General features: G+C 70.8%; 16 protein-coding genes and 2 pseudogenes. 10 read left to right on the forward strand and 8 right to left on the reverse strand.

The genetic code is table 11. The features are described 5' to 3' along the window. Both DIZ27_RS39225 and DIZ27_RS39230 read left to right on the forward strand, forming a co-directional pair. Positions 1-1,149 (forward strand): YbdK family carboxylate-amine ligase (locus DIZ27_RS39225; protein ID WP_258308766.1); only part of this gene is annotated, 1,149 nt, incomplete at its 5' end. A 119-nt stretch (positions 1,150-1,268) separates the two neighbouring features. Beyond that, a pseudogene (locus DIZ27_RS39230) lies at positions 1,269-2,007 on the forward strand (IS6 family transposase). A 94-nt stretch (positions 2,008-2,101) separates the two neighbouring features. Here the strand turns inward: DIZ27_RS39230 and DIZ27_RS39235 are convergent. Together DIZ27_RS39235 and DIZ27_RS39240 are read right to left on the reverse strand one after the other, a co-directional pair. After that, positions 2,102-2,335 (reverse strand): hypothetical protein, encoded by a 234-nt coding sequence (locus tag DIZ27_RS39235; RefSeq protein WP_109383138.1) that lies wholly within the window; start codon positions 2,333-2,335, stop codon positions 2,102-2,104. A 303-nt stretch (positions 2,336-2,638) separates the two neighbouring features. Then, positions 2,639-2,860 (reverse strand): hypothetical protein, encoded by a 222-nt coding sequence (locus DIZ27_RS39240; protein ID WP_109383139.1) that lies wholly within the window; start codon positions 2,858-2,860, stop codon positions 2,639-2,641. Positions 2,861-3,398: 538 nt separating this feature from the next. On the opposite strand from DIZ27_RS39240, the gene DIZ27_RS47945 reads away from it, so the two are divergent. The 6 genes from DIZ27_RS47945 (at position 3,399) to DIZ27_RS39270 (ending at position 6,398) form a co-directional block, all read left to right on the forward strand. Next, entirely contained in the window at positions 3,399-3,884 is a 486-nt protein-coding gene (locus DIZ27_RS47945; protein WP_258308767.1) for a transposase, read from the forward strand. A 138-nt stretch (positions 3,885-4,022) separates the two neighbouring features. After that, a complete protein-coding gene (locus tag DIZ27_RS39250; protein WP_109383140.1) occupies positions 4,023-4,592 on the forward strand; it encodes a hypothetical protein in 570 nt (189 codons plus the stop codon). Between the two features lie 537 nt (positions 4,593-5,129). Continuing rightward, positions 5,130-5,327 carry a hypothetical protein gene (locus DIZ27_RS39260; protein ID WP_109383142.1) on the forward strand — a complete coding sequence of 66 codons (198 nt, stop codon included), beginning with the start codon at positions 5,130-5,132 and terminating at the stop codon, positions 5,325-5,327. Positions 5,328-5,576: 249 nt separating this feature from the next. Continuing rightward, positions 5,577-5,879 (forward strand): YceI family protein, encoded by a 303-nt coding sequence (locus DIZ27_RS47950; protein ID WP_258308768.1) that lies wholly within the window; start codon positions 5,577-5,579, stop codon positions 5,877-5,879. Between the two features lie 10 nt (positions 5,880-5,889). Beyond that, positions 5,890-6,030: a hypothetical protein gene (locus DIZ27_RS47955; protein WP_258308769.1), complete on the forward strand. Its 141-nt coding sequence runs from the start codon at positions 5,890-5,892 to the stop codon at positions 6,028-6,030. 89 nt (positions 6,031-6,119) lie between these two features. Next, entirely contained in the window at positions 6,120-6,398 is a 279-nt protein-coding gene (locus DIZ27_RS39270; RefSeq protein WP_109383143.1) for a hypothetical protein, read from the forward strand. A 283-nt stretch (positions 6,399-6,681) separates the two neighbouring features. On the opposite strand, the gene DIZ27_RS39275 is transcribed toward DIZ27_RS39270, so the two are convergent. Next, entirely contained in the window at positions 6,682-6,924 is a 243-nt protein-coding gene (locus DIZ27_RS39275; protein WP_240497399.1) for a hypothetical protein, read from the reverse strand. Positions 6,925-7,473: 549 nt separating this feature from the next. Then, on the reverse strand, positions 7,474-7,752 hold the full coding sequence (locus DIZ27_RS39280; protein ID WP_258308770.1) for a hypothetical protein: 279 nt from the start codon (positions 7,750-7,752) through the stop codon (positions 7,474-7,476). Positions 7,753-8,059: 307 nt separating this feature from the next. Between DIZ27_RS39280 and DIZ27_RS39285 the strand changes: the two genes are divergently transcribed. Then, entirely contained in the window at positions 8,060-8,554 is a 495-nt protein-coding gene (locus DIZ27_RS39285) for a DoxX family protein (RefSeq protein ID WP_109383144.1), read from the forward strand. A gap of 843 nt (positions 8,555-9,397) precedes the next feature. Here DIZ27_RS39285 and DIZ27_RS39295 read toward each other — a convergent pair. Both DIZ27_RS39295 and DIZ27_RS39300 read right to left on the reverse strand, forming a co-directional pair. Then, positions 9,398-9,934, reverse strand: a complete 537-nt coding sequence (locus tag DIZ27_RS39295) for an HIT family protein (protein ID WP_258308771.1) — start codon at positions 9,932-9,934, stop codon at positions 9,398-9,400. Positions 9,935-10,099: 165 nt separating this feature from the next. Next, the gene (locus DIZ27_RS39300) at positions 10,100-10,588 is read right to left on the reverse strand and encodes an RICIN domain-containing protein (protein ID WP_181383916.1); all 489 of its coding nucleotides are present in this window, start codon (positions 10,586-10,588) and stop codon (positions 10,100-10,102) included. A 358-nt stretch (positions 10,589-10,946) separates the two neighbouring features. On the opposite strand from DIZ27_RS39300, the pseudogene DIZ27_RS49030 reads away from it, so the two are divergent. Continuing rightward, a pseudogene (locus tag DIZ27_RS49030) lies at positions 10,947-11,404 on the forward strand (type 1 glutamine amidotransferase domain-containing protein); the annotation flags it as partial. Positions 11,405-11,535: 131 nt separating this feature from the next. On the opposite strand, the gene DIZ27_RS39310 reads toward DIZ27_RS49030, so the two are convergent. Further along, positions 11,536-11,952: an ester cyclase gene (locus tag DIZ27_RS39310; protein WP_109383148.1), complete on the reverse strand. Its 417-nt coding sequence runs from the start codon at positions 11,950-11,952 to the stop codon at positions 11,536-11,538. Between the two features lie 239 nt (positions 11,953-12,191). Beyond that, positions 12,192-13,166: an alpha/beta hydrolase gene (locus tag DIZ27_RS39315; RefSeq protein WP_109383149.1), complete on the reverse strand. Its 975-nt coding sequence runs from the start codon at positions 13,164-13,166 to the stop codon at positions 12,192-12,194. Positions 13,167-13,383 lie beyond the last annotated feature (217 nt).

The following is a 13,383-nucleotide window of genomic DNA, read 5'->3' on the forward strand; positions in this document are numbered from 1 at the left end:
AGCGGGGCGGGGGAAGAGTTCCACGTGCTGGACGCGGAGAGCGGGCGGCTGGTGCCGCGCGCCGGCGCCGTGCTGGACCGGCTGGACGGGCCCGGGTTCACCACCGAGCTGCAGCAGTCGGCGGTGGAGAGCAACAGCGGCGTCCACCACACCCTCGAGGCCCTCCACGCGGACCTGGCCGGCTCCCGGCGCCGGCTGGACGCGGCGGCCTCCTCGCTGGGCCTGGCGCCGGTGGCCGCCGGCACCGTGCCGCTGGCCCGGCCGAGCCCCCGCACGGTCACCGCCAAGCGCCGCTACCGGCGCATGGCCGACGAGTACCGCAGGGTCGCCGACGAGCAGCTCGTCTGCAGCGCGCAGGTGCACGTCGACGTGCCCGACCGGGACACCGCGGTGCGCGCCCTGTGCCTGGTCTCGCCCTGGCTGCCGCCGCTGCTGGCGCTGTCCGCCAGCTCACCGTTCTGGCTCGGCGCGGACACCGGCTACGCGAGCTGGCGCACGATGCTGTGGCAGCGCTGGCCCACCGCCGGGCCGGCCGGCCACTACCCGGACGCCGCCGGCTACGACGCGGCGCTSAGGGAGCTGATCGGCTCGGGYGTCATCAGCGACCCCGGCATGGACTACCACGACGTGCGGCCCTCCGCGCACCAGCGCACGCTGGAGCTGCGGATCTGCGACGCCTGTCCGCGGGTGGAGACGGTGGTGCTGGTCGCGGGGCTCTTCCGGGCGCTGGTCCACGACGCGTGCGACCGGCTGGCCCGCGGGGGCGGCCCTTGGTGCGACGGCCACCACGAGTGGCTGCGGGCCGCCACCTGGCGGGCCGCCCGCTCGGGCCTGGAGGGCGCGCTGGTCGATCCGGTCGCCCGGCGCGCCGCCCCCGCCCGCGGGGTGCTGCACGGCCTGGCGGTCCGGCTGCGCCCGGCGCTGGAGGCGTCCGGTGACTGGGAGCACGTGCACGACCTGCTCGCGCGGGCGCTGGCCGACGGCAGTGCCGCGCACCGGCTGCGGCGGGCGGCCCAGGACGAGGACCTGCGCGCCGGGGTTGCCCTGCTGGTCGCCGAGACCCGGGGCGCGCCCGTCGTGCGGGCCGCCGCGCCGGCCGACACCCCCCGCGGTGGCCGGGCCGGCCCGGTCGGCGGGGCCGGAATCTGACGGCGCCGGCCGTTGCCCCGGGCCCGCAGGTCCGGCCCGCTTCCCCGCCTGCCGCCCGCGAGGCCGTCCGAGGGCGTGGTCCCGTGGGCCGACCGGCCCGGGAGATCTCGTGGTTGGTCGTGCCGGGGAGGGGATCGCTCGGGTCGTCCGCGCCGCCGCCGTACCAGGGGCACCGGTACCCGGCCGAGGTGATCTCCCGCTGCGTGGGGCGGTACGTCCGCTTCCCCCTGTCCTTCCGCGAGGCCGGGGAGTTGATGCCCGGGCGCGGCGTGCTCGTCTCCCACGAGACCGTCCGGCGCTGGGGTGCGACGTGCGGGCAGGGCTACGCCCACGGCCTGCGCCGCCGGCGGCCGAGGCCCGGGGGACACGTGGCACCTGGACGAGGTCTTCAGCAAGCTCAACGGTGAGCGGACGTACCGGTGGCGGGCGGTCGACGCCGACGGCACCGTGCTCGACATCCTTCTCCAGGGCCGCCGGGACAAGGCCGCGGCCCGGCGCTTCTTCCGCCACCTGCTGAAGAAGACCCGCACGGTGCCCCGGGTGGTCACCGACAGGCTCCGCTCCTACCGGGCGGCCCACCGCGAGATCATGCCCTCGGCCGGGCACCGTTCCCCCAAGGGCCTGAACCACCGCGCCGAAAACTCCCACCAGCCCACCCGCCGGCGCGAACGCGCCAGGAAGGGCTTCCGCAGCGCCGGCGGAGCCCAGCGGTTCCTGGCCGCGGTCGGCGGCATCCCACCCCACTTTCGGCCCCGTCGGCACCGGATGACCGCCACCGAATACCGCACCGGGATGATCACCCGCTTCGCTGTCCGGGGCCAGGTCACCGGCACCGCCGCACAGCCCGCCGATGTCTGACCCAGACCCGGCACCCCGCACCCGGACACAACCTCGGACGATCATCCCTCAGCCAACGTGACAAGGCCCGCCGGGCCGCCCCGGGGCGCCTGAGTCAGCCGCCGAGCCGGGTGCGCAGAAGCTGCTTGCCCAGTTCTGCTCCCTTGCGGCTGTCGGCCTGGGCCTTGCGGAACAGTTCCAGGACCTCTGTGTCGTTCTCCCGTTCCGCGTCCTGGATGTAGGTCTCCATCCGCAGGGCGTTGCTCAGACAGGCCTCGACGAACCAGATGAGGTTGTAGTCCTTGTCCCTGGTGCCGGTGACGTCACCGGTTTCCGCACTGCTGGCCATGACAGTCCTTCCTTTTCCTGCATCAGCGAAGACAATCTCCACAACAGAATGCGGGACGGCGCTGAAGATTGCCCGGCGGCCGGGTGTCGGGCGGTACGCCCAGTGACCCCATCGCCATGATCCGCTGGCGCGCTGCGCAGGCCGGTCGGCCTGTKGTMGCCGCTCCATGACGCAGTGGCGGACGGCGAGAAGCTCGCCCAGGAGCGCCGTCTGCTGAAAGCAGCGCACCGAACTCACCGATCAACCGCGCCGGCTCCCGGCCCCGGGAGCCGGGCGAGCCCGGTGTACGGCTGCACTCCCGGCTCAGGGTTCACTGCGAGGTACTTGCTCGATGGCGTCCAGGTCTCCGGCCCGGTGGGTGGCCTCGGATGCCGCCYGCAGCGCGCTCTCGGCAGCGTYGATCACCGTGTCGCGCTGGCGGTGGCGGCGCTCGTACTCGACTACCTGCCGGACCACACCGTCCGAGACGTTCGGCAGGTGCATCTTGATGCGTTCCGGGTCCATCGCGTCGTAGCCCGCGTGCACGACCCCTCGGCGGGGGCCGGGAGGCCGCCCCGGTGAGCATCCCGCTGCGGTACCGGGCCCCCCGGGCGGTGTGTCCGTGCCCGCGGTCCCGCCGTGCCGGGACACGGCCAGGGACGCCGAACCGCTGGCGCCGCGGCACGAGAACGCGGTGCCGCGCCGGCCAGCTCGCCGGACCGGTCCGCYCCGAGCCCGCGGACCGGTTCCGGCCGGCCGCGCCAGCGCGGTGTCTTCCCGGTCGCGCCGGGGACGCTGCCGGCCCGGCACCGCAGGCCGAGCGCCAGGCAGTGGGACCACGCCGACCGACGCCGCACCGGCCGCCCTCCCCCGGCCGCCGCGCTCCAGGAGCTGGTTCGGCCTCCGGCACAGCAGAACCCGCGGTGGGGCCGCCGGCGGATCCAGGGGGAGCCGGCCCGGCCGGGGCAGCCGAGCGCACCGTCCACAGGCTGGGAAATCCTGCACGCGGCCGGCACCGGCCCGGCCCCGCACCGGCCCGAGCCGGCGCGCATTCCTCACCACTCGGGCCGAGGGGATCCTCGCGGTGGACTTCTTCCCCGTCGACACGATCACCAGCATCACCGCCCGCCCCACCGCGCGGTGGGCGACCCGGCAGGCCCGCCATCCGACCGCCGGCCCCGGCGTGCGCGTCGGGTCGCTCCGCCTGGTTCYCCGCGACCGMGACCACCAGGACGCCGACTCCTGCGACGCCGTCTTCGCGGCCGAGGCCAGGGACCTGCTGCYCAGCGCGCCACCGGCGCCGCGCAGGAACGCCCACGGCGAGCGGATGAGTGGCACGATCCGGCGCGAGGTCCTCGACCACCTCCCGATCGTGAACCAAGCCCACGCCCACCAGGTCCTCACCAAGTACCAGGAGCACTACCACACGCATCGGCCACACCGCTCACGAGACCGCCGACCACCCGAAGCCCAAGAACAGCCGGCGGTATGGCACGATCGCGTGCCCCGYGGGCTGCTGCGCACCCGCGTCSTCGGCGGGGCCATCAACGAGTACCGATACACGGCTTGAGCCGCAGCGATGACTTTACGAGCCCCATAGGAGCACCCGCCCGGGTCAGCAGTGATGGCGGCGAGAACAGGGCCCGGTGAGGGTGGAGGAGTACTCGATGTCCCCRTCGGCTCACCCCCCTTTCGAAGGAGCACACTCGTGTCCGRACACCACACCTGGATCCGCAGCCTGCACGATCTGGGCCTGGCMGCCTGGTTCGGCGGCTCACTCATGGGCGCGGTCGGYCTSAACGGCGCGGCCAAGGACRTAGGCGRAACCGAYGAGACCRGTGCACGCATCGCCTCGTCGGGCTGGGCGAAGTGGACGCCGGTCAACGCCGCCGCCCTCGGCGCGCACCTGTTCGGCGGCGGCGGGCTGCTCGCCGCAAACGCCCACCGGGTCGCCACGCAGCAGGGYGTGGCCGCCTCCACCRCRGCCAAGACCGTCGTCACCGCCGCGGCCCTGGCCGCCACCGCCTACGCCCGCACYCTGGGCAAGAAGATCGAGCTGGCCTCCTCCCCCGACCCGCAGGACGCCGAGAAGGCAGAGCGGCATCCCATCGACACCATCAAGGCCCGGCGGCAACTGGCCTACGCACAGTGGGCGGTGCCGGTCCTGACCGGATGCCTGGTGATCCTCAATGCCCTGCACGGTGAGCAGCAGCGTCCCAAGGAACAGCTGCACGGCATGTGGGGGCGGGCCCGCTCCGCCGCCTCTTTCCTCCCGTGAAGATTGTGAAACGCCGGCAGGCCGCCTCCMTCGGGTGAGGCGGCCGCACACGCGGAGTGGGTGAAGGGCGCCCGCCCTGTCGGCGATGGTGGTGAGCTCCGCGCCGCCGGGCCCGTCCGGCAGCACGTCTGCAGCGGCCTGTTCACCGCCGAGGTGCGCCGGAACCCGCTCCGAGAAGGGGCGCTTGGGGCCTGCCGCACCATGCGGACCTTCCCGTCGCGCACGGCGACGGCGAACGCGGCAAGGCTGCCCCACACAGCGTGGGGCTCGCCACTGAGCAGGGCCGCAACGTGGGGAGTCCTGCCCGTTCAGGGTGAAGTGGGCCTGGGGCAGGAACGGTCCCCGGCCCTGCTGTTCAGGGCCCGGGGTCTTCTCACCTCCAGTCGGCGGCAGCGGCGCGGGCACGCACCGGCTGTTCCGGTCGGGGGCGTCCATCCGCAGTCGCTGCGGTTGATCTTCAGGGAGCGGGCCTGGTCGTTGAGGTGGTAGCCGCGCAGGTCGTGGGAGGAGCATCGGTGGCATCCGGCTGAGGTCCTCATGGGCGAGGCTCACGCCCGACAGGTCCGGGTCACCTACACGAAGCACCACACCGCGCACCGGCCCCCTCAGGCCCGCCGTCGGCTGCCACCCGACTCGGTCCACCAGCCCGCCACCGTGCATGACCTCGATACGCGCAGACTCCTGCGCACCCGCGTCCTCGGCGGCGTCATCAACGAGTACCACTACGCGGCCTGACCTGCAGCGACGACTTTCCGAGCCCCACACCGGGTATCGGGCTCCCTTGCGACATCGTCTTGCCTCATGGGGACACGCGGACTGGACTGCGTCGACGGCCCCAGCCGTGTCCGCCCGTAGCCTGGGCGCTGTGATGCTGACCGACGGAACGTACCGGCTCGGGCCGTCGACCGGCCGCCTCTTGATCAAGACCGGCCGCGCCGGGCTGGGCCGCAGGGCGGGACACGACCTCACCATCGAGGCCGCCCGATGGTCGGGGAGGCCGTGGTGGCCGTCGGCGCCCCGGACAGGTCGTCGGTGAGTGTGACGGTCGAGACGGGCTCGCTGGAGGTCCGGGAGGGAACGGGCGGGCTGAGGGCGCTCACCGATGCCGACCGGGTCGAGATCAAACGGACGCTGGTGGACAAGGCCCTACTGAACATCGCGGAGCACCCCACGATCACCTTTCGTTCCACCCGCATCACGGGAACCCCGCAGTCCTTCGAGATCACTGGGGAGCTCACCATCAAAGGCCGGACCCACCCGGCGACCGTGCACGGGAGGGGGGAATGACGGCGGGCCGTTGCGTGGCTGGGCGACCGTCATGCAGTCCGCCTGGGCAATCAAGCCCTACACCGCGTTCTTGGGCGCGTTGCGGCTGGCCGACGAGGTCCGGGTGGAGTTCGAGGTGGCCAGGCTTGGCCCGGTGGACAGGCCCGGGTAGCCGCCGTTCGCGGTCCAGGCGCGCCAGCCGATCACGGCCCCCCGGATCGAGGCTGCGGGCGGATCGACCCATCGGCCTACGGTAGGGGCATGAGCGACATCGTCGTTGTGTACGAGCTCGACAAGCCGGTGGCCACAGAGTCCTCCGGTTCACCAGGTGATGGAGAACGGCCTGTCCGCCGGGTGCACGCGGCGCCCACCGCGCCGGGAACGCTCACCAGGACCGGACCACGAACCCTCTGCGGCAAGGACACGTTCGTTATGGCGACCGCCCGCCGCAGGCCCTCCGAGCGCCGTGGGGCGCCGTGGTACCCCGATGAGTACGCCTCCTTGGTCTGCCCCGACTGCGATGCCGTGATGGAGATCTGACCGGCACACGCGCCAACCTGCCCAGCCGCCTCCTCCCAAGACTTCTCCCTGGAACGCTCCAGGGCTTCCCTGGCGACTTCGCGCCCGTGCACGCTGTGCACGGGCTGCGGGCGGGGCCCCACCCCCTCGTCCGCAGCCGTAAAGAGACGTGACCAGTGTGCCTTGGCCGTGCGACCCAGCGCCCCGGAGGCACCGTGACAGACAGTCCCTCTTCACCGGCCAGACCAGGCGTCTGGACACGACAGCGGCACCACCGCGACACAGGCCCCACGTGCCACCGACGTCACCGAGCGCATCCGACGTCCAGCACTTCGATCACGTCACCACGGACGGTGTACACAAGCCAGCACCATTCACCAAACGCTGCGGCCGGCTCCGGGACCTGCACCTCCGGATTCTTGGCCACAGCGGTGATGAGCGTGATGATCTCCTCATGCGTGTCGTCCGGTACGTCGAACAGCACGCTGGCAGCCGGTTGGATCAGTTCGACTTTCATTTCGCCCACCGTCAGCGTCAGGAGCAGCACGGTACGGCGGAGCCGTGCACTCCGCCCGGCCTGTAAACGACTACGACCAGAGTCCCCCGAACACAAGAAATCCACCACCCGTCCCGTGTGGGACTCACGTCGGCGGGACCACGTGCGTCATCCTGCGGCCCGCTCGCCGTCGACCCGCCCAGCGGCGCGGGGCACGCCCGCGCCGCTCCGCCAGGTCGCTGCCGCAGCCCAACGCCTCAATGCTCTTCGACCCGCGCCGTCGAGCACGTCAACCGGAACCACGGTGACTTTGCGCCGGGCTCTCCTCACCACGTCTTCGTTCCGCACCTGGGGCCTCGGAACGAAGTCGCTCTGGGGTGAGCCGCCCGGTGTGTGGTTGTGGGCATACGGAACGGGCACGGTACCGGTGATCATGTGAGTGTCTGCGTCCCGTGATCACGCTGGAAGACCGTGCCCGCCACTGCGTCTTCTCCCACCCCCGTTGTACTCGACGAACTTGCTCCCGCCCTGGCTCGGGTCTTGGTCACCGGTGTGCTGTCCGGCCCGCAAGGTGTCCTCGAGCCGGGTACCGAGCCCGGCTCACCGGTCGGAGCCACCAGGGTGAGTCACGTACGTGCGAGGGCGCTCGCGGCGGCGATGAACCGCCGTGCTCGCCACCGCGCTCAGGCCCACGCAGAAGATGAGCGCGAGGGCCAAGCCGGAGCAGAAGATGGCCAGCGCGTTCATGGTGGTGATGTCCTGGCCGAGTACGGACACGGTGTACTCGGGGCCGCCGGAGAGGTTGTCGGCGATCACCAGGCCGGTGAAGGCTCCTGCGGCCGTGCGGAGGAGCAGTCCGAGGATGAGCATCCAGGTCATCTCCTCGAATGAGGTGTTCCACTGGTACGGGATGCAAGCGACCGGGTACCCGTTGGTGCTGCGGGGCACACACGGCAGTCGTGTGGGCGGGCACGGGGTGTCGTGCTTTTCCGGCCGCCTCCGAGCCTGCGGGCCTACCGAGGTATGTGTGTGCTGCTCGGTGTTCGGGCGGTCGGCTGTTCGGCGGTACGGGAGACGGCGACAGCTTCAGGACGGGCGCGGCACCACGCGTGTCGGCGTCCTCCCCGCCGGACACGTCCACCGGCATGCGACCACGGCGACTTCCTCCGCCCGCGACGTGCCCCTGGTGTCACCTGCCCCACCCGGTGGCACTCCCCGGTGCACCCGTGACCGCCTCGCCAGCGCCCAGCCGTACGCCCTCGGCCTCTTCCGCATCGCCGTCGGCCTGCTCTTCGCCTGCCACGGCGCCGCCGCACTGTTCGGTGTGCTCGGCGGCGCGGGCGGCAGCGGCGGCACCGCCGAGCCCGGGKCCTGGCCCCACTGGTACGCGGCCGTGATCGAGTTCGTCGGCGGCGGCCTGGTCCTGCTCGGCCTGGGCACCCGGGCCGCCGCGTTCATATCGTCGGGCGCCATGGCCTACGCCTACTTCAGCGTGCACCAGCCCGAAGCCCTGTGGCCGCTCCAGAACAGCGGCGAGGGCGCGGCCATGTACTGCTGGGCCATGTTCCTGCTGGTGTTCACCGGCTCCGGTGCCTTCGGCCTGGACCGGCTGTTCACCCGCCGCCACGGCCCGCGGACCGCGGACCAGCGCACGGCCGAACAGACCCCGGTCGCCGCCTGACGTTCCCCAGGMCCACCCCGCGGTGCCCTCTCCCGGTCCTCACCCCCCGGGGGAGGGCACCGTCGCGTCCGAGCGGGTGCAACGCGCGAGAGGGAGTGCGACTCTCCTGCTGCCGGGCTGGAGACAGCACCGAGAACCGGGGCGCGGGCACAGAGCTGAACCCCCTCTTCCAGGGGGGCAGCTGCCCGGGGCGAGCAGCCCCGCAAGCCTCGGGAAGCCACTACCGGGCCGAGTGCAGCGGGCAACCTCGCCGCGTCGGCCTTCGCACCAGCCACCCCGCCCTCGCGGCCTCCCCGGCGCAGGTGCTGCTGCCGCACCCTCGAGCAACTCGGCACGTCTCCGGATCTGTGCGCGCACTCATTCGGCATCGCCTCACTGACCAGCTCCAGCACCTTCCTCGCCCGGCACCTCGATGCCTACATCGGCCAGGAGCGGCACTCCTTCCCCGAGCACTGCCTGAGTCGTCTGCTGCCCGGGCCCCCGCACCCGGCAGCAGAGACGATCTGCCCGAGATCCTGTGGGGCTCGTAAAGTCGTCGCCGTAGCTTGGGACGGTGGAGCGTTCTCGGCGGGGACCATGTCCACCGTGATCCTCTCCATGCGATACACGGTGGCCCGCAAGCCGCTGTCCGTGAACACCGTCCCCACCAGACCCCCGACCAACTCCCGCCCGGCGCCGACCAGCAGTCCATCGCCGTGCACGAGTCCGAAGACCGCCGACTCCTGCGGACCCGCGTCCTTGGCGGCGTCATCAACGAGTACCGCTACGCGGCCTGACCTGCAGCGACGACTTTCCGAGTCCCACAAAGCACTGTGAGCAGTCCGCCCCGCCGCCTGGCACGTCTCAGGAGGTTCCACGGCGGTCTCCGCCGCGGTTCAGGCACGCCCTGATCAGTGCGGCGTCGTGGTCGAGGGCGGCACGGGACCGCTCCTGCCACCTGACCTCCAAACGGAACCGGTCGTCCGCGGTGCGGGGGAAGACGTGCACGTGGAGGTGGAAGACCGTCTGATCGGCGGCCTCACCGTCGGCGAGGAATACGTTCACTCCCTCGCACGGCAGCCCCGAGCGCCGCAGGGCCCGCGCCAGCAGGTGGACGACGCGGAACAGGTGGGCCATCAGGGACTCATCGATGTCCTGCAGACCTGCCGCGTGCATCTTGGGGATGACGAGGAGGTCTCCGGGCGCAGCCGGGTGGATGTCCATGAAGGACAGGACCAGCTCGTCCTCGTACACGCGGCTGGCCGGCACCCGGCCGGAGACGATGCCGCAGAAGGCACAGGCCGGATCCCCGGCGCACAATCCCATGGACACAGCATGCGACAGCGGCTCTCGGAGCCGCTCCTGAGCTACTGCCCGCAGCTCCCGGATCTTGAAGTCCATCGCATCCCCTGAACTGGGGTGTTGCGACGACCACTAGAACGGAAGCCCCCCGGGGGGCGGGCCTCTGATGTGTGCGACAGACCGCGAGCCCGCCCGCGGCAATGCACGTGAGCGGGCGTCAGCCTGCAGCCGATGCTGGTGCGGAGCCTGCCGGGGACGGTGTGATCAGAAGATGCCCCAGCGCTGGGAAGAGGGGACGGGGTTGCTGCCGCAGGTCCACAGTGTGAGGTACACGCCGTTGCCCAGGTTGTCGCCCTTGTTGGTGATGCACTTGCCGCCGTACTGCGTCCAGATCTGGTCCCAGCCGTCGACGAACCGCTGGGACGAGTCGTTGGTGCAGGTCCACAGTGTCAGCACGGCTCCGTTGGTGCCGCTGGCGTTACCGGAGGGGGTGAGGCACTTGCCGCTTTTCTTGTGCCTGATGTAGCCGCTGTTGTCGATCGACCACTGCTGCAGCGGGTCGCCCGTGCAGTCCCAGGTGGTGATGATGGTGCCGTTGGCCGTGCTGTTGCCCTTGGGCGTAGCACAGTTGCCGGCGCCCGGAACAGTTTGGGCCAAAATGCCCGACGCGGCCGCGTTCGCGGTCCCGCTGGACACGAGAGTGAAGCTGATGGCAGCCAGCAGGCTCATCAGCAGGGTGGATATCTTTCGCATGTGAGCCCTTCGGCAGATCATTGTTGATTGAGGCATGACATCATGCGTCACGGTGTGGGTTTTGGATCACTGTGTTTTCAGCCATCTCCAATCGGTCATGTGAGAAGGCGTCGGTGCAGGCTGCTCCGTAACTGCTGATCTTGAATTCGTGATGTCGGTCAGTCGTTGATGGCCAGGCGGGTGCCGGCGAGGCAGCCGTCGACGACGTCGGGCCGGTACTGGACCTGCTTGAGCTTGCGCCTGACGGCTCGAGTGACCTGGCCGAGATCAGCGGCCGCGAGGTTACCGAAAGGACCTGAAGAAGGCCGGCCTAGGTTCACCGATACCGACCGCGCCGTCCTCCGACCTCGAGCGCATCATCCGCTCCGCGGAGGAGATGCGGCGGCCGATCCGGCTGTAGGACGCCCGCTTGGAAGATTACGACGCCGTCTACTTCCCCGGCGGCCACGGTCTGATGGAGGACCTGTGCGTCAACGCCGACGCGGGCCGACTGCTGACCGCAGCGCTCGCCTCCGGCAAACCACTCGCCGTCGTCTGCCACGCCCCGGCCGTGATGCTGGCCACCAGGGTGCACGGTGTCTCGCCCTTCAAGGGCTACCGGGTCACGGCCTTCACCAACGACGAGGAAGAGGCCGTCGGACTGGCCTCCAGGCTCGGTGGCTGCTGGAGGACGAACTGAAGGGCCTGGGCGTCGACTTCACCCGCGGCGAGATCTGGAAACCGTACACGGTGGTGGACCGCAACCTGTACACGGGACAAAACCCTGCTTCGGCCGGGGTCCTTGCGGAGCGCCTGCTGAAGGAGGCATTGACGTAGACAGCAGACGCCCGGAGAGGGCCCCGAGGTGTTCGTGTGCCCGCGGAACTGGCGCGGGGCCAAGGTACCCCGTGCAGAGGATCGAAAGTCTGGTCGTTCTCGGTGTCGCCGGGAACGACCGCTCGCAGGGGTCACACCTCGACGAGGCCGAGTTGACGCAGCATGCCGAGTTCGTCGCTGCTTCCCCAGCGTTCGACGAGCTTGCCGTCGCTGTCGAAGCGGCTGATCTGCATGCCTCGGTAGCTCACCTTCCTGCCGGTCGCCGGTTGCCCCGTCAGCGGTCCCAGATGCGTCCCGCTGATGGTGTAGGCGAAGGCCAACTCGTCGTCGGTAGCGACCAGATGCTCCACCTCGACGTGCAAGTCGGGAAAGGCTGCTCGCAACTCGCCGAACATGGCCTTGTACCCTTCGGGTCCCGGCACCTGTCCTGGGGCGGGATCATGGTCGATCGAGTCGGGCGCGACGATCTCGTCGAGGGCGTCGAGGTTGCCGGTGACGACGGCCTCTCCGAAAGCGGTCTGTGCGGCGATGTTTGTCTGCTGAGACATAGGCACTCCTCGGGCGTGGGCCCGCCACCGGCCTGTCCGTCGGCTGCGAAGTCCACGCATCTACGCCGTATTCGGACCGTACCCCAGCCATACGCCTCCAGCATGTCTACGCGACAGGCCTCCAAAGCAGCTGCTCTCCTTCAGAGGCCATGGTCCGCATACGTGGGAAAGAGGCGCAGGATCCAAGAAGCGCCAGCTCCGGCTGTCCGAGGGCCCTCGCCGGCTGCCGGCCCGCTCTCCTAAGCCGTTCCGGGATCCGTTCCGAGGGCGTCGCGCAGGAATGTGACGGCTTGGTCGATGGCCGCTCGGGTGGCCTTGGACTGGCTGAGCGAGTTGATCATCATGAAGTCGTGCACCGTGCCGTCGTAGCGCACCGTGGTGACCGGGACGCCGGCGGCGCGCAGCTTGGCGGCGTACGCCTCGCCCTCGTCGCGCAGCACGTCGGCCTCGTCGACGAGCAGCAGGGCGGGCGGCAGACCGGCGAGCTGTTCGGGAGCGGCCCGGTTGGGGGATGCGGTGATTTCCGCCCGCTGTTCGGGGTCGGTGGTGTAGGCGTCCCAGAACCACTCCATGGCCTTGCGGCTGAGGTAGTAGCCGGTGGCGAACTGCTCGTAGGATCCGGTGTCCATCGCCGCGTCCGTGACCGGGTAGTACATCGACTGGTGGACGAAGCTGACGTCACCGCGCTCCTTGGCCATCAGGGCGAGCGCCGCGGTCATGTTCCCGCCGACCGACTCGCCGGCCACCGCCATGCGCTGGGCGTCCAGCCCCTTGGACGCTCCCTCACGCGTGATCCACTGCGCGGTGGCGTAGCCCTGTTCGATGGCCACGGGGTAGTGTGCCTCGGGCGAGGGCGTGTACTCGACGAAGGCCACGGCGGTGCGGGCGCCGACCGCCAGCTCCCGCACCAGCCGGTCGTGGGTGCCGGCGTTGCCCAGTACCCAGCCGCCGCCGTGCATGTACAGCACGACGGGCAGCGTTCCGGTGACGCCCTGCGGCTTGACGATGCGCACCTGCACGTCGCCCACCACGGCCGGTACGGTGATCCACTCCTCGTCGACCGGCAGCTTGTCGACCGGCGCGGCCTGCAGGTCGTCGAGGACCTTGCGCGCTTCGGCAGGCTCCATCTCGTACAGGAAGGGATGCTTCGAGGTCGCGTCGGCGAGCTCCTGCGCCGGGCGCTCCAGGACGATCGAGGCGGACTGAGCAGCCATGACAATGCTCCTTGGCGATGCTGAGACGCGTAGGGCGTCCGGCCGGCAAGCGCCGACGCCACTGGACGCCCGGGCCCTGGGCGTGAGTCCTTGTGCAAGGTCCAAGGCCCTCATTCAAGCCCCATGGGCCGATACGCCCATCGTAATCGCGCATTGCGCGCCCATCGACTTTGCAGCGCCCGGCCGGCGCCAGGACCTCGGCCTTCGGCCTCGCACC

Source organism: Streptomyces sp. NWU339 (assembly GCF_003143855.1).
Lineage (GTDB): Bacteria > Actinomycetota > Actinomycetes > Streptomycetales > Streptomycetaceae > Streptomyces.

What these genes read in the sequence shown, in the direction of transcription:
- DIZ27_RS39235 (WP_109383138.1), bottom strand. Translation starts at nt 2,335, where the DNA reads ATGGCCAGCAGTGCGGAAACCGGTGACGTCACCGGCACCAGGGACAAG.
- DIZ27_RS39260 (WP_109383142.1), top strand. Translation starts at nt 5,130, where the DNA reads ATGGGCGAGGCTCACGCCCGACAGGTCCGGGTCACCTACACGAAGCAC.
- DIZ27_RS47950 (WP_258308768.1), top strand. Translation starts at nt 5,577, where the DNA reads ATGGTCGGGGAGGCCGTGGTGGCCGTCGGCGCCCCGGACAGGTCGTCG.
- DIZ27_RS39270 (WP_109383143.1), top strand. Translation starts at nt 6,120, where the DNA reads ATGAGCGACATCGTCGTTGTGTACGAGCTCGACAAGCCGGTGGCCACA.
- DIZ27_RS39280 (WP_258308770.1), bottom strand. Translation starts at nt 7,752, where the DNA reads ATGACCTGGATGCTCATCCTCGGACTGCTCCTCCGCACGGCCGCAGGA.
- DIZ27_RS39295 (WP_258308771.1), bottom strand. Translation starts at nt 9,934, where the DNA reads ATGGACTTCAAGATCCGGGAGCTGCGGGCAGTAGCTCAGGAGCGGCTC.
- DIZ27_RS39300 (WP_181383916.1), bottom strand. Translation starts at nt 10,588, where the DNA reads ATGCGAAAGATATCCACCCTGCTGATGAGCCTGCTGGCTGCCATCAGC.
- DIZ27_RS39310 (WP_109383148.1), bottom strand. Translation starts at nt 11,952, where the DNA reads ATGTCTCAGCAGACAAACATCGCCGCACAGACCGCTTTCGGAGAGGCC.
- DIZ27_RS39315 (WP_109383149.1), bottom strand. Translation starts at nt 13,166, where the DNA reads ATGGCTGCTCAGTCCGCCTCGATCGTCCTGGAGCGCCCGGCGCAGGAG.